This window comes from Stenotrophomonas maltophilia complex sp. Om-AH-Sm3, assembly GCF_059337855.1.
This window is the reverse complement of sequence record NZ_JBYBLQ010000015.1, coordinates 22,334-44,457: the sequence shown is the minus strand read 5'-3', so window position 1 is coordinate 44,457 and position 22,124 is coordinate 22,334. Positions and strand designations below refer to the sequence as shown.

Here is a 22,124-nt window from a genome sequence, read left to right as displayed (position 1 = left end):
CATGAAACATCACGTCGACCTCCAGCCGCCATGTACCTGCCCCGCTCACCCCTGCGCCACGCCGACACCGACCCCGGTCGCCCGGTGATCTGGACGGTCAGCGTCTCGCGCCTGACCGGCCTGCTCGGCGATGTCATTCCCGAATTCGATCGACGCGCGCGCATCGAGCAGATCAACCTAGGTTTCGAGGAAGCGGTGGATGTGATCGGTCAACGCCTGCGCCGCGAGCATTGCGACGTGGTCATCGCCGGCGGCTCCAACGCGGCCTGGCTGCGCGGTCGGCTGGAGCTTCCACTGGTGCCGATCCAGGCCAATGGCTTCGACCTGATGGAAGCGTTGGCCCGTGCCCGCCGCATCGCCAGCCGCATCGGCCTGGTCACCCACGCCAGCGACGTACCGGCGTTCAGCAACTTCCAGCAGAGTTTCGGCCTGGATATCGAGCACCGCCGCTTCGTCACCCGCGAGGATGCGCGCGACTGCATCGCCGACCTGCGCGCCAACGGCATCGAGGTCATCGTCGGCACCGGCATGGCCATCGACCATGCCGAACAGGCCGGCCTGCCCGGTGTGCTGCTGTACTCGGCCGACTCGGTGCGGCAGGCGTTCGAACATGCGCTGGAACTGACCCAGGCGCTGGCCCGCTCCAGCGGCAACCGAGCCGCCCCGCGCCGGCGCCCGGCAGCGCGTGCCGACACGCATGAACTGCTCGGCGACAGCCAAGCGATGGCCCAGGTGCGCGCACAGATCGCGCTCTATGCACCGCATGACAGCACCGTACTGGTGACCGGCGAAACCGGCACCGGCAAGGAGCTGGTGGCGCGTCAACTGCACGCCGCCAGCGGCCGTCGCGGGCGCTTCGTGGCGCTGAACTGCGGCGCCATCAGCGAATCACTGCTGGAAGCCGAACTGTTTGGCTACAGCGATGGTGCCTTCACTGGTGCACGGCGCGGTGGTCGCGTGGGCCTGGTCGAGGCCGCCGATGGCGGTACGTTGTTCCTGGATGAGATCGGCGAACTGCCGCTGCCGTTGCAGACCCGCCTGCTGCGCGTGCTGGAAGAACGCGAGGTGCTGCGTGTAGGCGCTACCGAACCGACCGCAGTCGACCTGCGCGTGGTGGCCGCCACCCTGAAGTCGCTGGAACAGCACGCGGCGACCGGCGGCTTCCGTCGCGACCTGTATTACCGGCTGGCCGCACTACGCATCGCCCTGCCCCCGCTGCGTGCGCGGCGCAGTGACATCCCGCTGCTGGCACAGCACTTCTTCCGCCAGCTGCGTGGCATCGACGCGCCATTTGATCAGGAGGCACTGGCGTTGCTGAGCGCGGCCGAGTGGCCGGGAAACGTGCGCGAACTGCGCAATCTGGTGGATCGACTACGCATCCACTGGCAGCCTGGGGAAGGGTTGATCGATGCAGCGCGCCTGCTGCAGCTGGCACCCGAGCTGGTGCATGAAGGTGTCGCGGCGTTGCCGGTGGAAAGCAACGGCAAGCGGCCACCGCGTGCGCAGCTGGAAGCACTGCTGCGGGAACACCGGCATGATCGTGAGGGCATGGCGCAGGCGCTGGGGGTATCCCGCACCACGCTGTGGCGCTGGTTGCGCGCTGAAGGGTTGTAGAAGTCGAGCTTGCTCGACTGCTTCATCTAAGCCGCCCGATCATCATCGTTGATGTACCAAACGATGAAATCTACGAAATTCTTCCAACGGGCAGGAGTTTCACCCGAAAGAAACTGATCATGCCGAGCCAGGCAATAGTCATGCACATCTTCCTTTCGCACATCGTACAAATACATCCCCTCACCTTCGTCAGATGACAACGGAAGAAAATCCGCTGGGAGCTCGTAACGATCCCAAACGTACTCAGCCTGGTCTGGAATCTTCGGAATTCCAGGACCAACGATACGCAACAACTCAAGCCTACCGCTCACAGCAGGCAGCGCGCCATTGACCGCCATGTAGAAAATCCACATATCGCAGTGAGGAGCAACGCCCAAGCGACGCATGACGTCGGCCGCCGAAGCGCAATCAGGATTCCGACGATCCGGGTACGCGCGAACCACGCGCCGGATCAGATCATTCATCCGCATTCAACTGCCTCCGCATCACTCAATGTTCAACGCGCCCCGCGCGCTTCGATCGCGAACCGTCCACTCCCCACTGCGGCAATCCATAGCAGCAGTACGCCCAGCGGCACTTCGCTCAGGTAGAAGAACCAACTCAGCCAATCCGGCACGCTCAGTCCCGCAGGAATGCGCGCGATACCATCGGTCAGCGCCGCCACTGCGCAGATCGCCGCCAACAGCAGGGCCGAAGGGCGGCTCACCAGCCCCAGCACAAGCAGGCCGCCGGCGATCCATTCAACCGCACCGAGCACCGGCGCACTGAATACCGGGAGCGGGATACCCGCATCGACCAGCGTATGCACCATGCGCTCGCGCCCGGCGTCGGTGAACACCTTGTTCCAGCCGGAGACGCAGAACATCACCCCGGTCACGATGCGGGCGAGCAACGGCAGGAGCGCTTCCACGCCGCGACGCGGGGGAGGTACGGCGAACAGGCAACGCCAGGAAAGCATGGCAACTCCGGAAGTCGAGGACATCGGTTGGAGTGTGTCGGTTGGTTGCCTGCCTGCAGATGAAGCGGATGGGTCTGAATGCGACAATCCGCTCCTATAGAGTCGCGCCATGCTCGACTGCTTTACGCGCCAGAGCAACAGCAGCCGAGCATGGCTCGGCTCTACAACAGCCGTGCGTCGGCCAGCAGAAGCTCGATTTCCTCCACCTGCACCACCGGCACCCGCCACGGATGATGCGGCACGATGCCCTGTTCGAAGATGCGCTGCAACCGCTGCGGATCACGCGGCAGGCAGAACTCCAGGCGCTCGCTGGCGACCACTTCGGTGCGCCCCGCCTCACCCTGCGCGGGCGACGCACCCACGCGCGGGCGGAACTGCTCGAACCCCGGCGCCGACCACCACATGCCGTGCTCGTAGTCCCCCCCTGCCAGGGCATCCACCGCAAGGATGCCCTGCTTCACTGCGTCCAGTGCTGCCGACGGCACGAACACCACCACGCGGTACAGCGGCAGGCGTTGCATCAGTCAGCCTTACGGATACAGCAGTCGCTTGCTCCAGCGCCCTTCAGCACCGGCTTCATAGCACCAGCGCTCGTGCAGGCGGAACTGCGCGCCGTACCAGAACTCGATGCGGTCGGGCACCACACGCAGGCCACTCCAGCCCTCCGGGCGCGGCACGTCCTTGCCTTCGAAGCGCGCTTCGACCTCGGCCACGCGCGCGTCGAATTCCTCGCGCGTGGCCAGCGTCTTCGACTGCTGCGAAGCCCAGGCGCCGATCTGGCTCATCCGCGGGCGGCTGGCGAAATAGGCGTCGGCCTCGGCATCGGCCACCTGCTCGACGCGACCCTCGATGCGCACCTGGATGCCGGCCTCGCGCAGGCTGCGCCACAGGAACAGCAGTGCAGCCTGCGGATTGGCCTGCAGCTCCCGGCCCTTGTGGCTGTCCAGGTGGGTGTAGAACACGAAGCCACGCTCATCGAACGCCTTCAGCAGCACGGTGCGCGCCGACGGACGGCCGTGCGTATCGGCGGTGGCCACGGTCATGGCGTTCGGCTCGACCTCGCGGCTCTGCCTGGCCTCTTCGAACAGGCTGGCAAACGTGGACAGGGCTTCGGCGTACAGGTCGCTCATGATTGCGTTCTTCTCACACGGATTGGGCTATTGTGGCTGCATGGCCGCTGCTGCGTATATGCCCCAGGTGAAAGGATTCCCCGAAACATTGGCCGAACAGGTGCTGGACGACGCACTGGGCAGTGGCGCAGCGGTTCCAGTATTGGCGATCAGCGGCCTGCAGGGGAGCGGCAAATCGACGCTGGCCGCGCAGGTCGTGGCCCGCGCCCAGGCACGCGGCCTGAACGCCGCCACGCTGTCGATCGACGACGTCTACCTGACCCGCGTGCAGCGCCAACGGCTTGCCCGCCAGGTGCATCCACTGCTGATCACCCGGGGCCCGCCGGGCACCCACGACCTGCCGCTGGCCCACGCAGTGCTGGATGCGGTGGCCGCGCGGCAGCCCTTCGCGATGCCGCGTTTCGACAAGCTGGCCGACGAACGCCTGCCAGAAGCGCAATGGCCGCGCCTGCACCAACCGCTGGACCTGCTGGTGTTCGAAGGCTGGTTCCTGGGCACGCCCGCGCAGGATGACGACGCGCTGGACAGCCCGTTGAATGCACTGGAACGCGAGGCCGACGCCGATGGCCGCTGGCGGCGCTGGTGCAACCAGGCGCTGGCCCGCGACTACCCGGCGCTGTGGCAGCGCTGCGACCGGCTATGGTTCCTTCAGCCGCCGGATTTTTCGGTGGTACCGCGCTGGCGCTGGCAGCAGGAGCAGAACCTGCAGGCCACGCAGCCGGGCCGGCACGGTATGAGCCGGCCACAGCTGGAGCGCTTCGTGCAGTACTACGAGCGGGTCAGTCGGCAGGCACTGCACACCCTGCCCGCCCTCGCCGACCACGTGGTGGTACTGGACGGCCAGCGCCAGGTGCAGGACGTGCGCTGAGCGCGCCTATTCCACCAGGAAGGTCACCCGCAGGTTGACCCGCCACTCGGTGATCTCGCCGCTGCCATTGGTGACCACCTTGGTCTCGTTCACCCAGGCGCCCTGGATGCCCTTGACCGTCTCGGAGACCTTCTTCAGCCCGCTGCGCACGGCGTCCTCCACGCTCTTCGGCGAGGAGGCGGTGATTTCGATGACCTTGGCGACCGTCATGGCCTGTACTCCGGCTGGCGCGGGAGACCCCGCTGGAACGCCTACCCTGACGTGAAGAACGTAAAGGCCAGGGCACGGAGGTGTTAGCATCAGAGGGCATGAATCCTGCTCCGAACCTGATCCTGATCGGCCCGATGGGCGCCGGCAAAACCTGCATCGGCCGCCGCTTGGCCGAGCGCTTCACGCTGGACTTCGTCGATGTCGACCAGGCCATCGTCGATGCCGCCGGTGCCAGCATCCCGACCATCTTCGAGCACGCCGGCGAAGCCGGTTTCCGCAACCATGAACGCGAGGCCCTGGCCCGTGTGCTGGAAGGCCGCGGCCAGCTGGTCTCCACCGGCGGCGGCGCGGTGCTGGACCCCGACAACCGTGCACTGATCGCCCGCCGCGGCTTCGTGGTCTACCTGCGGGTCAGCGTGACCGCGCAGCTGGAACGCCTGGCCCGCGACAAGGGCCGGCCGCTGCTGCAACGCCCGGACCGCGAGCAGGTGCTGCACGACCTGGCCGCACACCGCGACCCGCTATACCGCGAACTGGCCGACCTCACCCTCGATACCGACCCGTACACCGCTGCCGATGCGACTGCCCAGCTGGTGGTCAAGCTGGCCACGCAATGGCAGCGCCAGGACCTGACTGTATGACTTCCCCCGCCCTGCTGCAGGTCGCCGTTGGCGGCGACCGCCCCTACACCATCACCATCGGCGCCGGTGCCCAGGCCGATGGCGCTGCACTGGCCGCGCACGTTCGCGGCCGCCACGTGCTGCTGCTCAGCGACAGCGAAGTCGCCCCGCGCTATCTGGCGCCGGTGAAGCAGACCCTGCTGGCCGCGCGTCCCGACCTGATCATCGGCGAGCACGTGCTGGCCGCCGGTGAGGCCTCCAAGACGCTGGCCGAATTCGGCCGCGCGATCGAAGCGCTTGCGGCGCTCGGCGCCACGCGCGACGCCTGTGTCTTCGCCCTCGGCGGCGGCGTGGTCGGTGACCTTGCCGGATTTGCCGCCGCCTGCTGGATGCGCGGCGTGGACTGCGTGCAGCTGCCGACCACCCTGCTGGCGATGGTCGATTCGTCGGTGGGCGGCAAGACCGCCGTCGACATCCCGGCCGGCAAGAACCTGGTCGGCGCCTTCCATCCGCCGCGTGCGGTCATCGCAGATACCCGCGTGCTGGCCACCCTGCCGCCGCGCGAACTGCGTGCAGGCCTGGCCGAAGTGGTGAAGTACGGTGCGCTGGGCGACGCGGTGTTCTTCGAATGGCTGCAGCAGCATGCCGATGCGCTGGTCGCCGGTGAAGACCACGTGCTTTCCGAAGCCATCGCGCGCAGCTGCCGGCACAAGGCCGCCATCGTCGAGCGCGATCCGTTCGAGAAGGGCGAACGTGCCCTGCTCAACCTCGGGCATACCTTCGGCCATGCCATCGAAACCGAGCAGGGCTACTCGGCTCCAGGCCGCGATGCGCTGAACCATGGCGAGGCGGTGGCGGTGGGCATGGTGCTGGCGGCGAAGCTGTCCACCGACCTCGGCCTGGCCGACGATGCCGACCGCGCTCGCCTGCAGGCACTGTTGGAACGCCTCGGCCTGCCGGTGGCGATCCCGGCCGGGCTGGACCCGCAGGCCCTGCTCGGCCGCATGCGCCTGGACAAGAAGAACGTGGCCGGCCGCCTGCGCCTGGTGCTGTGGCGCGGCATGGGCCGCGCCGAAGTGGTGCCGGACGTCGATGAGGCGGCGGTACTGAAGGTGCTGTCAGCCAGGTAGAGCCGGCCGCTGGCCGGCTCCTCCATGCATGAAGTTGCCGGCCAGCGGCCGGCACTACCACGTTGCGGCAGGGGTCACCCCTGCCCCGCTACAATCGGCGCCATGCACGTCTACCTGCAACATCCCGACGCCGGTGCGCAGGCACCGCGTTTCCTGCGCCTGAGCCTGCAGCCGGACCTGTTCGGCGGCTGGGAGCTGCTGCGCGAGAGCGGCCGCGTCGGCAGCCGCTCGCAGTTGCGGCGCGAGCTGTTCCTGCAGGCCGACGACGCCCGCCACGCCTTCGAGAAGGCCCGCGATGCCGAACTGCATCGCGGCTTCCAGATCCTTTCGCACGGCGACTGACGCCGCTGCTCCTCCCGTCCAAGGAATGCCCATCGTGACCAGCCCTCTCCGCAACGATCGCCTGCTGCGCGCCCTGCGCCGCGAACCGGTGGACTGCACCCCCGTCTGGCTGATGCGCCAGGCCGGCCGCTACCTGCCGGAATACCGCGCGACCCGGGCCAAGGCCGGTAGCTTCCTGGCCATGGCCAAGACCCCGGAGATCGCCTGCGAAGTCACTCTGCAGCCGCTGCGCCGGTTCCCCCTGGACGCAGCCATCCTGTTCTCGGACATCCTCACCATTCCCGATGCGATGGGCCTGGAGCTGTACTTCGTCGAAGGCGAAGGCCCGAAGTTCCGCCATCCGGTGCGTGATGAAGCGGCCATCGCCAAGCTGGCGGTGCCGGACATGGAGCAGGACCTGGGCTACGTGATGGATGCGGTACGCCTGATCCGCCGCGAGCTGGACGGCCAGGTGCCGCTGATCGGCTTCTCCGGCAGCCCCTGGACGCTGGCCTGCTACATGGTGGAAGGCGGCGGCAGCAAGGATTTCGCACGCATCAAGGCGATGGCGCTGAACCATCCGCAGGCGCTGCACCGCCTGCTGGAGGTCACCACCGAAGCGGTGATCGCCTACCTCGGTGCGCAACGCGCGGCCGGTGCGCAGGCGCTGCAGGTGTTCGACACCTGGGGTGGCGTGCTGTCGCCGGCGATGTACCGCGAGTTCTCGCTGCGTTACCTGCAGCGGATTGCACAGGGCCTGGATCGCGGCGAAGGCAGCGAGCGCACGCCGCTGATCCTGTTCGGCAAGGGCACCGGCCTGCACCTGGAAGCACTGTCGCAGACCGGCGCCGATGCACTTGGCCTGGACTGGACGCTGGACCTGGACGAAGCAATGCGCCGCACCGGTGGTCGCGTCGCGCTGCAGGGCAACCTCGACCCGACCACGCTGTACGCCTCGCCGGATGCGATCGCCACGGCCGCAGCGCGCGTGCTCGACACCTATGCCGCCGGCAACGGCGGCTCGCGCGAAGGCCATGTGTTCAACCTCGGCCACGGCATGTCGCCGGACATGGACCCGGCGCATGTGCAGGTCCTGGTCGACGCGGTGCACGCGCACAGCCAACGCTGAGCATTCCGCATGCCATCACGGCGCGATGTTGATCGCGCCGTGACCCGCAGTGCGCGATCATGGCGGCCCCCACGCTGCACCGGCCACACCCCATGTCCACATCGCCATCGACCTACAACCGCCAGCGTCCCCTGCTGTGGCTGGTGTCCCTGGCGATCTTCATGCAGATGCTGGACTCGACCATCGTCAACACGGCGTTGCCGGCGATGGCGGCCAGCCTGGGCGAGAGCCCGCTGCAGATGCAGTCGGTGGTGTTCAGCTATGCGCTGGCGGTCGCCACCTTCATTCCCGCCTCGGGCTGGATCGCCGACCGCTATGGCACCCGGCGCACCTTCCTGGTGGCGATCATCCTGTTCACCCTCGGCTCGCTGGCCTGCGCGTTGGCCCAGCACCTGCACCAGCTGGTCGGCGCGCGCGTGCTGCAGGGCATCGGCGGTGCGATGCTGCTGCCGGTCGGCCGGCTGGCGGTGATGCGCTCGGTGCCGCGCGAGGATTTCCTGCGCGCGATGAGCTTCATCGCCATCCCCGCGCTGGTCGGCCCGCTGATCGGCCCGACGCTGGGCGGCTGGCTGGTCGAGATCGCCTCATGGCACTGGGTGTTCCTGATCAACCTGCCGATCGGCGTGATCGGTTTCATCGCCGCGATGAAGATCATGCCCGACCATTACGCCAGCCATCGCACCCGTTTCGACCTGCGCGGCTACATCATGCTGGCCTTTGCGATGGTGGTGCTGTCGCTGGCCTTGGACGGCATCTCCGGACTCGGCACCCCACACGCGCTGGTGATGCTGATGACGGTCGCGGGCCTGGCTGCGCTGGTGGGCTACTGGCTGCATGCCGCCAATTCCACCGCACCCTTGTTCTCGCTGGCCCTGTTCCGCGTACCCAGCTACCGCATCGGCATCCTCGGCAACCTGTTCTCACGCATCGGCAGCAGTGCCATGCCGATGCTGATCCCGCTGCTGCTGCAGGTCGGCCTCGGCCTCGGCCCGATGAACGCCGGCCTGATGATGGTGCCCGTAGCGGCGGCTGGCATGGTGTCGAAGAAACTGGCAGTGAAGCTGGTCGAACGTTACGGCTACCGCCGCGTGCTGATGACCAACACCGTGCTGGTGGGGCTGGCAATGGCCAGCTTCATCCTGATGACACCTGGCCAGCACTTGGCCTGGCGCCTGGTGCAGCTTGCGTTCTTCGGCGCGGTCAATTCACTGCAGTTCACCGTGATGAACACCGTGACGCTGCGCGACCTTGACCGCGAATTCGCCAGTTCCGGCAACAGCCTGCTGTCGATGGTGATGATGCTGGCCGCCGGTTTCGGCGCCGCGGCGGCCGGCAGCCTGCTGGCCGCGTTCGGCAATCACCTGGACAGCAACAGCGCGACCGCCGCGCTGCATGCCACATTCCTGTGCGTGGGCGCGATCACGCTGACCTCGACGATGATCTTCTGGCAGCTGCCCGACACCAAGCCCGAACCGCGGCAGGTCGAGCACGTTGCGGAATGAGGGTGGTTCGGCAGGGCCTGCGGCCCTGCCCCCGCAGAGGCCGAAGCAACAGCAACAGCGAGCATTCCGTGGGTGGTGGGGCGGTGTGGGCTTGCAGGACACGCCGTAAACCCCCAGACCGGCCCAGCCGCTGGCGGCTGTGCGTTCGGGCGCTTGCGAAGCAGTGCTTCGCAAGCAAAGCGCCCTCACCCATGGTGGGCTCGATGGCGCCATCCATGGCGCCAACGGTCCTGCAAGCCCACACCACCCCACCTCTGACAGATTTTCGCGATCGGGTAGTTCCACGCCATGCGTGGATGAACGTCCATTGAAATCGAATATTTCGACTTGAAATCGAAACGCATCCACGCATGGCGTGGATCTACTGCAGATCGCAGAGTTCTGTCGAAGGCGGGGTGGGTCCGGTTGCGGGAGTGTCCGCGGCATGGATGCCGCGGCCAAGCCCCCAGGGACGGGTTTACGGCGTCTCCCGCAACCGGACCCACCCCGCCATCCCACGGAATGCAGGCTTTTGACGTTGATCCGGCGGGTGCAGGGCTGCAGGCCCTGCAGAACCTACCTACCCGTGACCCTGGCGATCGCTTCCACCAACAGCTCACCAGTCACCGGCTTGCGCAGGAAGCCGCCAATGCCGGCTGCTTCCACCTGCTGCTGCAGGTCCGGATCGGTCCGCGCGGTCACCGCCAGCAGCGGCAGCATGTAGCCCTGGTTGCGCAGGTGCTGGGCCAGCTCGAAACCGCTCAGGCCCGGCAGGTCCAGATCCAGCAGGCCGACGTCGAAATCGCCGGCACTGACCTCGCGCAGCGCCGCCAGCGCATGGCCGGCATGCACCACCTCGTGGCCGCGTGCGCTCAACAGGCCACGCACCACGTCGGCCACGGTGGCATCATCCTCGACCAGCAGCACTCGCAGCGGCGGCATGTTCGCCGCTTCGTCGCGATGCCCCTCGGCCGATGCCTCGGCATCGCTGTTCACCACCAGCGGCAACGGCAAGGTCACGCCGAAACAGGTGCCCCGACCCAGCTGGCTCTCCACCTGGATCCGCCCCTGCATCGCATGCGCCAGCTCGCGGCAGATCGCCAGACCGAGGCCACTGCCACCGTACTGCGCGGCGGTACGTGCACCATCGGCCTGCTCGAAGCGGCGGAACAGGCGCTGCTGTTGTTCCTGGCTGATGCCCGGGCCGGTATCGCGCACCTCGAAGTGCAGCGCACGCAGCTCGCCATCGCAACGTGCATGCAGGGTGATAGTGCCGCGGCTGGTGAATTTCACTGCGTTCGACAGCAGGTTGAGCAGGATCTGCCGCACGCGCATGGCATCACCGGTCGCCTGCAGGCCCGCAGGCAGCTGGTTGTCGAGGACGAAGCGCAGGCCCTTCTGTGCAGCCAGCGGGCCCATCAGCGCCGCCAGATCCTGCAACAGGCCATTCAACGCAAACGACTGCGACTGCAGTTCCAGGCGCCCGGACTCGATCCGCGCCAGGTCCAGCGCATCGTTGACCAGGTGCAGCAGGTGCTCGCCAGCATGCCGGATCGACTGCGTGTAGCCACGCTGCTGCGGGTCCAGTGGCGAGGCAAGCAGCAGCTCGCTCATGCCCAGCACGCCGGTCATCGGCGTGCGGATCTCATGGCCAAGGTTGGCCAGGAAGCGGGTCTTGGCCGCCGACGCCTGCTCGGCCAGTTCCTGCTTGTGCAGCGCCAGCTGGTAGGCGTGCCGCCGCTGCAGGCGGCGTCGGTACAGCCAGGCAAACCAGCTGGTCAGCAGCAACCCGACCGACGCCAGCACCAGCAGGCCGGACAGGCTGCGCCACCACGGCGGCTGCACGCGGAATTCCAGGCTCTGCACCCGCGACCACACATGGTCGGCCGACCGGGCCTGTACTTCCAGCCGGTAGCTGCCCGGCGCCAGGCGCGAGAACAGGCGCTCGCCGGCCGGGCCGACTTCGACCCAATCGGGGTCGTAGCCGGCCAGGCGGTAGCGGTACGTATTGGACGCCGAGTCGGCGAAGGACAGCAATCGCGCGACGATGCGCAGGTCGCGGTCGCCATCGGCGATCTGCAACGGCGCATCGTGGGTCATGTCCAGCACCTGCTCGTTGCGGCGCACTTCCACCCGCTCGATCACCAGCGGGGCGCGACGGACCGAAGGCCGTACCTGCTCCGGGTCGAACACCACCGCGCCCGCTGCCGTTCCGGCCACCAGGTGGCCATCGGCCGCTGCGATCAAGGTGTGCTCGCGGAATTCCTGGCTTGGCAGGCCGTCGTGCACGCCGTACAGGCGCACGCTCTGCCCATCGGCACTGACACGTACCAGGCCGCGTGCGCTGGTCGCCCAGGCCACGCCCTGCGCATCCACCACCAGGCCGGAGGCGGAGATCGCCGGATAGCCCTGTTCGGCACCGACCACCGCCTGCCGTTCCAGGCGTCCCTGGCTCCAGCGGTAACGGGACAGGCGACCATCCTCGGACAACCAGACCTGGCCGTCACGGCCCACATGCAACGCATGGATCGCCGTTGCCGGCGCACCCGGCACCGGCTGGAAGCGCTCGCCTTCCGGCAGCCACTGCAGCAGGCCACGGCTGCTGGCCAGCCAGATGTGGTCCTGCGGACCGCATTCCACATCGAGGTTGAGCTGGCCCTGCTGCAGGCCGCGCTGGCCATTGTCCAGCTGGCGCCGCACGTGGCCGTCGAGATCGCGCTGCTGCACGCCTGCGGGCAGCATCAACCAGAGGCTGTCGCCGTCGCAGGTCATCATCGCTTCGACCACCCCTTCCATCGCCGCATCTGCGCCGGCATCACGGCCCCAACGACGCAGTTCGCGCCGTTGCGGGTCGTAGCGCACCAGCGCATCGGTCGATCCAATCCAGACCTGGCCACGCCGGTCCTCACGCACCGAGGTCAACCAGTGCATGCCGTTGACCCAGGTGCGATGCTGCTCGATCCTGCCGGTCTTCGGATCGAAGCGGTCCAGCGCGCCATGGCTGCCCACCGTCCAGACGCCGCCGTTGCTGGAGGGGCTGGTACCCAGCACGAGCGCATTGCGCAGCGAGCTGGGGTCGTCCTCCAGGCGCGACAGCACCGAGAACTGCCACCAGCGTGGCAGCAGGTGCCACAGCCCGGCATTGGTGCTGGCCAACCAGATGCCACCTTCGCGGTCCTCGTAGGCACCGGTCCAGTTCGGCCGTACCGGACCGCGCGCGATCGCGCTGTACAGCGGCACGGTCTGGTACTGGCCATCGACCGCACGCCCCAGCCCGGTGCGTGTATCCAGCCAGTGCCCGCCCTGCTCGTCGCGCAGCATCATGCCCAGCACCTGCTCGCCCGGCGGCAGCTTCCACGGGGGGGCTTCGAAGCGGCCATCCGGGCGGCGCACGGTGGCGCCGGCCATCGTGCTGATCCACAGGCTGCCATCCGGTTCGGCGGTCAGTCCGTTGATCAGAAGGCTGGGGATGATGTCCGTACCGACACGCTCGAAGTCGGTCCCGGTCCAGCGCGCCACGCCATGCTTGGTGCCGATCCACAGGCTGCCATCGGCCAGCGTGGCCAGGTAGGGCACCGACGACGAAGGCAGGCTGCGCGGATTGTTCGGCTCGGGCAGGAAGCGCTGCAGGCGATCCTGGCTGTCCAGGCGGTACAGGCCGCCTTCGTGGGTACCGAACCAGATCGAGCCATCAGGCGTGCTGGCCAGGCTCCAGACCGTGTTGGTACCCATCAACGGCTGGCTGCTGCGGTCGTAGAAGTGCAACTGGCGGCGGTCGGCCGACATGCGCACCAGGCCGGCGTTCTCGGTGCCTATCCACAACTGGTTGCGGGCATCGACCAGCACCGTCCAGATGCGGTTGTCACGCAGTCCATCCTCGGAACGCCACACGCGGTAGGTGCGGCCGTCATAGCGGGCCAGGCCATCGTTGGTGGCGATCCACAGGTAACCGTAGCGATCCTCGGCCATGCGGTTGACGGTATTGGACGGCAGGCCATCGAACACCGTCACCTGCCGCGGGCTCGGAGGCACCGGCTGTGCCGCAGCGGGCAACGCGCAGCACAGGAGGACCAGCAGCAGCATCGCCGCCCGCAGATACACCACCGATTGCCTCCTCACGCTGGTCCTGATGATTCCCGCGCTGCGGGCGTCGGCATGGTAAACCGAAAGTCGCGCCGTTCACGCCCGGCGTCGGCGTCGTCACGCAGTCGCCTGTCGTTTCGCACGCGCCTGGGCGATGGCCGTCACCAGCAGGTCGCCGGTCACCGGCTTGCGCAGGAAGCCATCGAAGCCTGCGGCCAGCACCTGGGTTTCGGCATAGGCATCGGAACGGGCGGTCACCGCCACCAGCGGCAGTTCATAGCCCATGGTGCGCAGCTGGCGGGCGATGGCCGTACCGTCCAGCGCGGGCAGATCGAGATCGAGCAGGCCGACGTCGAAACCATCGGTGGCGATCTCCGACAGCGCGCCCAGGCCATGCAGCACGTGGACCACTTCATGCCCGCGCACGCGCAGCAGGCCGGCGATGACCTCGGCCACCGTGGCATCGTCCTCGACCAGCAGGATGCGCAGCGGCGGCAGTTCCGGCAGGGCCGCCACGTCGCCCGCTTCGCTGGCGGCCTGGCGCGTCCAGGGCAGGGGCAGGCGCACGCGGAACCGCGCGCCCTTGCCAGGCTGGCTGTCCACTTCGATGCGCCCCCCCATCGCCACCGCCAGTTCCTGGCAGATCGCCAGCCCCAGACCACTGCCGCCGTAGCGCGACGCGGTACGCGGGCCGTCGGCCTGTTCGAAACGATGGAACAGGCGCTGCTGCTGCTCGGCGTTGATGCCCGGGCCGCTGTCATGGACTTCGAAACACAGGCCGCCCTTTTCTTCCAGGCGTACGGCCAGGCCGACGTGGCCGCGCTCGGTGAATTTGATCGCGTTGCCGAGCAGATTCAGCAGGATCTGGCGCACGCGCATCTCGTCGCCACTGACACTGATCGGCCCGGGCGGGTCTTCGCCGCGCTGGAACACCAGCTGGCGTTGCTGCGCCATCGGCTGCATCAGGCCCTGCACCTGGTCCAGCAGCTCCCCCAGATCGAACGGGCGCAGGTCCAGCTCCAGCCGCCCGGCTTCGATCCGGGCCAGGTCCAGGGCATCGTTGACCAGCCGCAGCAGATGGCTGCCGGCCTGCTGGATGGACCCGGCGTAGCCGCGCTGCACCGGATCCAGCGGAGTCGCCAGCAGCAGTTCGCTCATGCCCAGCACGCCGGTCATCGGCGTGCGGACTTCGTGGCCCAGCGTAGCCAGGAAACGGCTCTTGGCCTGCGAGGCCTGCTCGGCCAACTGCTGCTTGTGCACCGTCAGCTGCCATTGCTGGCGGCGGCGCAGCCGCGCGCGGATCGACCAGACCAGAACCACCAGCAGCAACGACCCCAGCAGGATGTAGCCGAATATCGCCATGCCGCTGCGCCACCACGGCGGCAGCACCTTCACCTGCAACTGCTGGGAAGGTGTCCACGCGCCCCGGGCAGTCGCGGCCTGCACCTCGATGACATAGCGGCCGGTCGGCAGCCGCGACAGGGTGCGCTGGCCATCGCCCCCCTGCTCCACCCAGTCCTGGTCGTAACCCTGCACGCGGAAGCGATACCGGTTGCCCTGCGGGCTGGCATAGGAAAGCAGCCGCGCATCGATCTGCAGATCGCGGTCGTCCGGTCCCAGCAGCAGGGTGCCGGTGAGCGGCAGCGGTTGCCAGCCGCGTGCGTCGTCGCGCCGCACCCGCACTTCGGCAATCACCAGCGATGAAGGCGGCAGCACGGTGTCGTCGGCATTCACATCAAAGGCGACCAGGCCGGTCTGGGTAACCGCCAACACGCGGCCATCGGCACTCACCGCAGGTGGCCGACCGGTGAACTCGGCATCGGACAGGCCATCGCGTTCGTTGAACTGTTGCAGGCGCCGCGTCTTCGGGTCCCACCGCAGCAGGCCGCGCGGCGTCGTGGCCCACAGCTGGCCATTGTCGGCCAGCGCCAGCCCCCCCATGGTCACCGGCGGCACGCCCGCACTGCCGTCGATGCGCTGGATCAGGCGCAGGCTCATGCCATCCCACTGGTAGCGCTCGAAGGCGCCTTGGCGCGCCAGCCACAACTGCTGCGGATCGATCCATGCCAGATCGTAGATCGGGCCGCGCGAAACGCCGGGCACTGCCACGAAGCGTCCGGCCTGCTCACGCCAGATGCCCATGTCGCCCATCACCCAGGGCCGGCCGTGGGCGTCGAAGCGGATCTGCTCGATCGGCGCATCGGCCGTCCCGCGGAAATGTTCCAGCGGATGACTGTGCAGCAGCCGGCCCTCTGCATCGCGCTGCTGCAGGTCCAGGCCCATCACCGACACCCACACCGTGCCATCAGGGGCCTGCCGCATCAGGTCGATGCGCTGGCGCAGGTCGGCACTGCCATCGATCCGCAGATCACGCAATGCGCCGGTGGCCGGATCGTAGACGCTGATGCGGCCGCCGCGTCCCAGCCACAGGCGACCATCCGGGCGCGGCAGCACCGACCAGACCACGCCGTTGCCGAGCTGCCGGTCGCTGGCCAGCAGGCGCAGGGTGCCCTGCGCATCGAGCTGGTACACCCCTCGCGCCGAGCCGACGTAGTAGTTCTTCCCGTCGCTGGCCGCGCTCAACAGGTACTGGCTGTCCAGCGGCTTGCCGTCGAGCTGGTTCCAGATCGAGAAGCGGCGCCAGTCCGGTGGCAGATAGGCCAGGCCCTGGGTCAGCAACGCCACCCACAATCCGCCCTCGTGGTCCTGCAGCAGGTCAAGCACACCGCTGTGCGCGGTCAGGAAGCCGCTGCCGCGGTCCCCCTCCAGCCGGCGCAACGCCGCCGCATCCCCTCGCAACAGGCCATCGGAGGTACCCGCCCAGTAGCCCCCCTGGCGATCGGCCAGGACCAGGGCCGACCGCAGCTGGGCACTGTCGGCCCATCGCGGGCGACTGACCCGGTCCTGCCCATCGATGCGGTAGAGGCCATCGTTCTGGCTGCCTACCCAGATCGAACCGTCTGCATCACGGCTCAACCGGAGCACGCTCAGCCTCCCCAGTTCCCGCGCGGCCACCGGCTCGAAGCCGCTGCCGTTCCAACGCGCCACACCGGCTTCGGTGCCGACCCACAGGCGGCCCCGCGCGTCGACCAGGCTGGTGAAGATGCTGTTGCTGGGCAGGCCACCCGGGCGCGCGGGATCATGGGTGTAGAGGCGCACACTGCCATCTTCGCCGAAACGGCAGACGCCATGGTTGTTGGTCCCGATCCACAAGGCGTCGTCGACATAGGCCAGTGCCCAGAACTGCCCCTGGCAGGTGGAATTGACCGTATCGAAGGTCTGGAAGCGCTCGCGGTCGGCATCCAGGCGTGCCACGCCCTTGCCATTGATGCCCACCCAGACCCGGTCCAGCGGGTCGATCAGCAGGGTCTCGATCTCGTTGCCAGGCAACGAGCCCGGCTGTTCCGGGTCGTGCTCCCAGACCCGCAGGCTGTTGCCGTCATAGCGGGCGAGTCCACCATCGGTGGCGGCCCAGACGTGGCCCTGGCGATCCTCGGCCAGCGCCACCACCATGCGAGACGGCAAGCCTTCGGCGGCACCGAAGCGGCGCAGGCGTGGTGTTTCTGCCATGTCCAGGGTCGCAGCCGCCGTGGCCATCGCCACCAGCAGCAGCAGTCCCATACCTGCGATGCCACGGCACCACAGGCGCCAACCGCTCGTCATCCTGAACCCCCTGTCCTGCGCCGATTGTCACACAGGGCCGGGGTCATGGCTGCAACAGCCTGTTTCCAGCGGCGGCACCACCACGAACTGTTGCACCCATGCACGCAACGTTGGCAGGGGGCTGTGCGTATGATCGCAGCGTCCCCTTCCGGAGCCCGCCATCGATGCGTCCCTGCCTGGCCCTGTTGCCGATGCTGCTCGCCACCGCCCCTGCCTGGGCGGCCGCTGACACCTATCGCCTCGATCCGGTGCACACGCGGGTGCTGTTCTCGATCGACCACGCAGGCTACTCGCAGGCCATGGGCACGGTATCGGGCAGCGAGGGGCGCGTGCGGTTCGATCCCGACAACTGGCGCGACGCCACCGTGGAAGTGGATATTCCGGTGTCGCGGCTGGACCTTGGTGATGCCAAGTGGAACCAGGCCACCTTGGCCCGCAGCCTGCTCGACGGCGAGCGCTTCCCGACCGCGCGGTTCGTCTCCACCAAGGTCGAACCGATCGATGCCAGGCGCGCCCACGTGATCGGCACGCTGACCCTGCGCGGGGTCAGCCAGGAAATCACGCTGGATGTGACCCTCAACGCCATCAAGCGCTATCCGCTTCCCCCGTTCCGACGCACCGCCGGTTTTTCCGGCAGCACCACGCTGAGCCGGCGCGCGTTCGGCATCACCGCTTGGCCGGGCGTCATCGGTGATGCAGTACAGCTGAGGATCGAGGCGGAAGCCACCCTCGACCGCAGCGACGCCCCGGGAACTCCCGCTCCCCTTCCACACTCCGACCCCAAGACGGCCCGCTAGAGGACCCCTCATGACCGCCAAGAACACCCCCGCCGCCTGGGGGAGTGTCAGCCAGATCCTGCACTGGTTGATCGCACTGCTGATCCTCGCCCTGGGCGTGGTCGGCCTGACCATGGACGAACTGCCCAAGACGCCCAAGTACTTCTGGGTCTACACCGCGCACAAGTCGATCGGCATCACCGTGCTGGCGCTGGTGCTGTTCCGCCTGGGCTGGCGCCTGTACGCCGGGGCACCGAAGCCGGTGCCGGGCGTGCCAAGCTGGCAGGAACGCATCGCCAGTGCCACCCACGTGCTGCTGTATGTGCTGATGTTCGCCATCCCGCTGTCGGGCTGGCTGTACGATTCGGCCAGTGGCCTGCGCCCGTTCCGTTGGTTCGGCCTGGTCGACGTGCCCAAGCTGAGCGGCCCCGACCCGCAGGTCGTCGCGGTGTCCCATGCCCTCCACGAATACGGCTTCTGGCTGTTGATCGCGGTGGTGCTGGCCCATGCCGGCGCTGCCTTCTACCACCACCTGTTCCAGCGCGATGCAACGCTGTCCCGCATGTTGCCGCGTGGCTGGCTCGCCTCCCCTCAGAAGGACTGACCGATGAACCTGAAACTGACCACTCCGGCCGCCGTGGCCGCCGCCCTGGCCGGCATGCTGGCCACCGCTCCGGCACTCGCTGCCGATTACGCGCAGGCTCCCGGCGCCGGTTCGATCCTGGTGTTCGCCACCAAGTACGACGGCGAAGTGTTCACCGGCAGCTTCCCTGGCTTCGCGACCAAGCTCAGCTTCGACCCGGCCAACCCGGCTGCCGGTTCGCTGGATGTGGTGATTCCGCTGGCAGGCGCCAAGAGCGGCAACAGCGATCGTGACTCGACCCTGCAGGGCGCCGACTTCTTCAACGTCGGCAAGTTCGCCACCGCGCGCTACACCGCCAAGGGCTTCCGCGCCATGGGCAATGACCAGTTCGCCGCCGATGGCACCCTGGAGCTTCGTGGTGTCAGCAAGCCGGTCACGCTGACCTTCACCTGGAAGCCGGGCACCCAGCCGGTGCTGACCGGCAAGGCCACGGTCAAGCGCCTGGACTTCGGCGTCGGCGGCGGTGACTGGGCCGACACCAAGACCATCCCGGACGAAACCGCGATCAGCACGATCGTGAAGTTCGACGCGAAATAAACCGCATCTGGTAGTGCCGGCCGCTGGCCGGCATCACCCGGAACAGGGGGGTTGCCGGCCAGCGGCCGGCACTACCGATCGACGGCCAACCACGCCTGAACCGTGGCCGCGTCGAACGGCCAGTCCAGCTCGCGGTCGCCGCGCTCGTCACGCAGCACCGGCACCCGCGTGCCATAGCGCGCTTCCAGCGCCGGCTGGTCGTCCAGGAACACCGATTCGAACTCCGGCGCCCGTGCCCTGGCCAGCTCGGCCAGGGCCATGTCGCACAGGTGGCAATCGTCACGTTGGATAAGGGTCAACACCGGCCGGGCTCCCGTGGCGGAAATGCTGCGCCGCAGCCATGGAAGTGCGGCGTGAACCGCTAGAATAGCGATCTCTTCCGGTACCCGCAGTACGGCAACCATGGCTGTCAGCACGTTCGACGTTTTCAAGATCGGCATTGGCCCGAGTTCCTCGCACACCGTCGGGCCGATGAAGGCCGCCGAGCGATTCATCCATCGCTGGCTGCTCGACCCGGGCCGCCTGCACGAGGTCGCGCGCATCCGCGCCGATGTCTATGGCTCGCTGGCACTGACCGGCCGCGGCCACGGCACCGACAAGGCGATCCTGCTGGGCCTGGAAGGCCAGCGGCCGAACCTGATCGATCCAGACATCATTCCGGCCACGCTGGAGCGCATCCGCAGCAGCAAGCGCATCCAGCTGATGGGCCAGCACGAGATCGCCTTCGACGAGAAGCGCGACCTCGGCATGAACAAGCGCCAGAAGCTGCCCTACCACACCAACGGCATGCGCTTCACTGCCTACAACGCCGACGACGAAGTGATCGCCACCCGCGACTATTATTCGGTCGGCGGCGGCTTCGTGGTCAACCAGGACGACGCGGCCGATGATCGCATCGTGCCCGACGAGACCCCGCTGCCCTACCCGTTCAAGAGCGGCGACGAGCTGCTGGCGCAGACCGCGCGCAGCGGCCTGAGCATTGCCCAGCTGATGTTCGAGAACGAGAAGTGCTGGCGCAGCGAAGACGAGATCCGCGCGCGGCTGCGCGAGATCTGGAGTGCGATGCAGTCGTGCGTGGCGCGCGGCATCCGCGAGGAAGGCGTGCTGCCGGGTGGCCTGAAGGTGGGCCGTCGTGCGCCGGCGTTGTACCGCGAACTGTCGTCGAAGCCGGAAGCGGCGATGCGCGACCCGCTGACCACGCTGGACTGGGTCAACCTGTACGCACTGGCAGTGAACGAGGAGAACGCTGCCGGTGGCCGCGTAGTGACTGCGCCGACCAACGGTGCGGCCGGTGTGCTGCCGGCGGTGCTGCACTACTTCGATCGCTTCTGCCCGGGCGCGAACGAACAGCGCGTGTTCGACTTCCTGCTGACCTCGGCGGCGATCGGCATCCTCTACAAGGAAAACGCCTCGATTTCCGGCGCCGAAGTGGGCTGCCAGGGCGAGGTTGGCGTGGCCTGCTCGATGGCGGCCGGTGGCCTGGTCGCGGCACTGGGCGGCAACCCCAGCCAGATCGAGAACGCCGCGGAAATCGGCATGGAACACAACCTGGGCCTGACCTGCGACCCGATCGGTGGCCTGGTGCAGATTCCCTGCATCGAACGCAACGCGATGGGCGCGGTGAAGGCGATCAATGCCTCGCGCATGGCGATGCGTGGCGACGGCAAGCACAAGGTGTCGCTGGACAAGGTGATCAAGACCATGCGCGACACCGGCCGCGACATGCAGGACAAGTACAAGGAAACCAGCCGCGGTGGCCTGGCGGTGAACGTCATCGAGTGCTGATGACCCTGGGTAGAGTCGACCGCTGGTCGACTATCGCGTGCAGCGCGGGATTTTCGCGGTCTGATCGAAGAGCAGTCGACTGACAGTCGACTCTACCCCGTTGTCCCTGGCCGGTCGGACGACACCGTCACCGCGTTCCGGTTAGGCTCGGGGCTCCCCCACCCCGGATTGCCCCATGCGCGTGATCGCTGCCGCCCTGCTTGCCTGCCTTCCGCTGACCGCCCTGGCCGCCCCCACCTACGGGCCGCGGCTTGAGGGCTTCGACTACGGCTATCCGGTCAAGACCTTCGCGCTGGAATCGCAGCGGCAGCCGATGGAGATGGCCTACCTGGACATCGCGCCGAAGAAGGCACCCATCGGCGTGGTAGTGCTGCTGCACGGCAAGAACTTCTGTGCGGCCACCTGGAAGGAATCGATCAAGCCGCTGGTTGCCGCCGGCTATCGGGTGATCGCTCCGGACCAGGTCGGCTTCTGCAAATCCAGCAAGCCCGAGCGCTACCAGTACACGTTCGCACAGCTGGCAGCCAATACCCATGCCCTGCTGCAGCAGCTGCAACTGGGCGACGTGCCGGTGCACCTGGTCGGGCATTCGATGGGCGGCATGCTGGCCGTGCGCTACGCGCTGATGTACCCGCAGGACCTGCGCAGCCTGTCGCTGGTCAACCCGATCGGACTGGAAGACTGGAAAGCGCTGGGCGTGCCCTGGCGCAGCGTCGACGCGTGGTATGCCGGTGAAATGAACATCAGCTACGACAGCATCCGCCGCTACCAGCTGGATGTGTACTACGACGGCAAATGGAAGCCGGCCTACGAACCCTGGGCGCGGATGCAGTCAGGCATGTACGAAGGGCCCGGCAAGCAGGCCGTTACATGGAGCCAGGCGCTGGCCTCGGACATGGTGTTCAACCAGCCGGTGGTCTACGAACTGAAGAACCTGCAGGTGCCGACCACGCTGTTCATCGGCCAGAAGGACCGCACCGCGATCGGCCGCGACCTGGCGCCGGCTTCGGTGAAGGCGACGCTGGGCAACTATCCAGCGCTCGGCAAGGCGGCGGCCGCAGCGATTCCCGGCGCGACGCTGGTCGAGTTCGCCGAACTGGGCCATTCGCCGCAGGTGCAGGACCCGAAGCAGTTCAACAGCGCCTTGTTGAAGGCGTTGAAATCCCGCTGATCAGC

20 protein-coding genes are annotated in these 22,124 nt (G+C 67.7%); 12 read left to right on the top strand and 8 right to left on the bottom strand.

What is annotated here, in order from left to right; translation table 11 throughout:
* Window positions 1–30: 30 nt before the first annotated feature.
* Entirely contained in the window at window positions 31–1,614 is a 1,584-nt protein-coding gene (gene prpR / locus AC10QF_RS16405; protein WP_494542515.1) for a propionate catabolism operon regulatory protein PrpR, read from the top strand.
* A 26-nt stretch (window positions 1,615–1,640) separates the two neighbouring features.
* Here prpR and AC10QF_RS16400 read toward each other — a convergent pair whose 3' ends face one another.
* The 4 genes from AC10QF_RS16400 to pdxH all read right to left on the bottom strand — a co-directional run bounded on the left by AC10QF_RS16400 (window position 1,641) and on the right by pdxH (window position 3,702).
* Window positions 1,641–2,078, bottom strand: coding sequence for an SMI1/KNR4 family protein (locus AC10QF_RS16400; RefSeq protein WP_238562418.1), 438 nt, complete (start codon window positions 2,076–2,078; stop codon window positions 1,641–1,643).
* A gap of 32 nt (window positions 2,079–2,110) precedes the next feature.
* Complete coding sequence (locus tag AC10QF_RS16395) at window positions 2,111–2,572, bottom strand: DoxX family protein (protein WP_494542514.1); 462 nt, start codon at window positions 2,570–2,572, stop codon at window positions 2,111–2,113.
* 161 nt (window positions 2,573–2,733) lie between these two features.
* Window positions 2,734–3,093: a YqfO family protein gene (locus tag AC10QF_RS16390; RefSeq protein WP_069139386.1), complete on the bottom strand. Its 360-nt coding sequence runs from the start codon at window positions 3,091–3,093 to the stop codon at window positions 2,734–2,736.
* A gap of 9 nt (window positions 3,094–3,102) precedes the next feature.
* Window positions 3,103–3,702: a pyridoxamine 5'-phosphate oxidase gene (gene pdxH / locus AC10QF_RS16385; RefSeq protein ID WP_053498923.1), complete on the bottom strand. Its 600-nt coding sequence runs from the start codon at window positions 3,700–3,702 to the stop codon at window positions 3,103–3,105.
* 40 nt (window positions 3,703–3,742) lie between these two features.
* On the opposite strand from pdxH, the gene AC10QF_RS16380 reads away from it, so the two are divergent.
* Complete coding sequence (locus AC10QF_RS16380) at window positions 3,743–4,570, top strand: kinase (RefSeq protein ID WP_069139385.1); 828 nt, start codon at window positions 3,743–3,745, stop codon at window positions 4,568–4,570.
* Window positions 4,571–4,576: 6 nt separating this feature from the next.
* Here the strand turns inward: AC10QF_RS16380 and AC10QF_RS16375 are convergent, their stop codons facing one another.
* Window positions 4,577–4,780 carry a dodecin family protein gene (locus AC10QF_RS16375; protein WP_005410663.1) on the bottom strand — a complete coding sequence of 68 codons (204 nt, stop codon included), beginning with the start codon at window positions 4,778–4,780 and terminating at the stop codon, window positions 4,577–4,579.
* A 98-nt stretch (window positions 4,781–4,878) separates the two neighbouring features.
* Between AC10QF_RS16375 and AC10QF_RS16370 the strand changes: the two genes are divergently transcribed.
* The 5 genes from AC10QF_RS16370 to mdtD all read left to right on the top strand — a co-directional run bounded on the left by AC10QF_RS16370 (window position 4,879) and on the right by mdtD (window position 9,482).
* Window positions 4,879–5,421, top strand: a complete 543-nt coding sequence (locus tag AC10QF_RS16370; protein ID WP_069139384.1) for a shikimate kinase — start codon at window positions 4,879–4,881, stop codon at window positions 5,419–5,421.
* Window positions 5,418–6,530, top strand: coding sequence for a 3-dehydroquinate synthase (gene aroB / locus AC10QF_RS16365; RefSeq protein WP_005418377.1), 1,113 nt, complete (start codon window positions 5,418–5,420; stop codon window positions 6,528–6,530). The genes AC10QF_RS16370 and aroB overlap by 4 nt, the downstream gene beginning before the upstream one ends.
* A 102-nt stretch (window positions 6,531–6,632) precedes the next feature.
* A complete protein-coding gene (locus AC10QF_RS16360) occupies window positions 6,633–6,872 on the top strand; it encodes a WGR domain-containing protein (RefSeq protein ID WP_053498927.1) in 240 nt (79 codons plus the stop codon).
* Between the two features lie 25 nt (window positions 6,873–6,897).
* Window positions 6,898–7,980: a uroporphyrinogen decarboxylase gene (gene hemE, locus AC10QF_RS16355; RefSeq protein ID WP_032954409.1), complete on the top strand. Its 1,083-nt coding sequence runs from the start codon at window positions 6,898–6,900 to the stop codon at window positions 7,978–7,980.
* A 92-nt stretch (window positions 7,981–8,072) separates the two neighbouring features.
* Window positions 8,073–9,482: a multidrug transporter subunit MdtD gene (mdtD, locus tag AC10QF_RS16350; protein ID WP_005418383.1), complete on the top strand. Its 1,410-nt coding sequence runs from the start codon at window positions 8,073–8,075 to the stop codon at window positions 9,480–9,482.
* 555 nt (window positions 9,483–10,037) lie between these two features.
* On the opposite strand, the gene AC10QF_RS16345 is transcribed toward mdtD, so the two are convergent.
* Complete coding sequence (locus AC10QF_RS16345; protein ID WP_111177712.1) at window positions 10,038–13,565, bottom strand: hybrid sensor histidine kinase/response regulator; 3,528 nt, start codon at window positions 13,563–13,565, stop codon at window positions 10,038–10,040.
* Between the two features lie 96 nt (window positions 13,566–13,661).
* On the bottom strand, window positions 13,662–17,207 hold the full coding sequence (locus AC10QF_RS16340; protein WP_494542513.1) for a sensor histidine kinase: 3,546 nt from the start codon (window positions 17,205–17,207) through the stop codon (window positions 13,662–13,664).
* 164 nt (window positions 17,208–17,371) lie between these two features.
* Here AC10QF_RS16340 and AC10QF_RS16335 point away from each other — a divergent pair, with 164 nt between their 5' ends.
* From AC10QF_RS16335 to AC10QF_RS16325, 3 genes are read left to right on the top strand one after another with little or no spacing between them, the layout of a single operon-like run.
* A complete protein-coding gene (locus AC10QF_RS16335) occupies window positions 17,372–18,004 on the top strand; it encodes a YceI family protein (RefSeq protein WP_053499626.1) in 633 nt (210 codons plus the stop codon).
* A gap of 10 nt (window positions 18,005–18,014) precedes the next feature.
* Window positions 18,015–18,587 (top strand): cytochrome b, encoded by a 573-nt coding sequence (locus AC10QF_RS16330; RefSeq protein WP_065185435.1) that lies wholly within the window; start codon window positions 18,015–18,017, stop codon window positions 18,585–18,587.
* 3 nt (window positions 18,588–18,590) lie between these two features.
* Window positions 18,591–19,163 carry a YceI family protein gene (locus tag AC10QF_RS16325; protein ID WP_005418389.1) on the top strand — a complete coding sequence of 191 codons (573 nt, stop codon included), beginning with the start codon at window positions 18,591–18,593 and terminating at the stop codon, window positions 19,161–19,163.
* 71 nt (window positions 19,164–19,234) lie between these two features.
* Here the strand turns inward: AC10QF_RS16325 and AC10QF_RS16320 are convergent, their stop codons facing one another.
* Window positions 19,235–19,465, bottom strand: a complete 231-nt coding sequence (locus AC10QF_RS16320; RefSeq protein WP_032954410.1) for a glutaredoxin family protein — start codon at window positions 19,463–19,465, stop codon at window positions 19,235–19,237.
* Window positions 19,466–19,565: 100 nt separating this feature from the next.
* On the opposite strand from AC10QF_RS16320, the gene AC10QF_RS16315 reads away from it, so the two are divergent.
* Complete coding sequence (locus tag AC10QF_RS16315; protein WP_065178205.1) at window positions 19,566–20,948, top strand: L-serine ammonia-lyase; 1,383 nt, start codon at window positions 19,566–19,568, stop codon at window positions 20,946–20,948.
* Window positions 20,949–21,123: 175 nt separating this feature from the next.
* Window positions 21,124–22,119, top strand: a complete 996-nt coding sequence (locus AC10QF_RS16310; protein WP_494542512.1) for an alpha/beta fold hydrolase — start codon at window positions 21,124–21,126, stop codon at window positions 22,117–22,119.
* Window positions 22,120–22,124 lie beyond the last annotated feature (5 nt).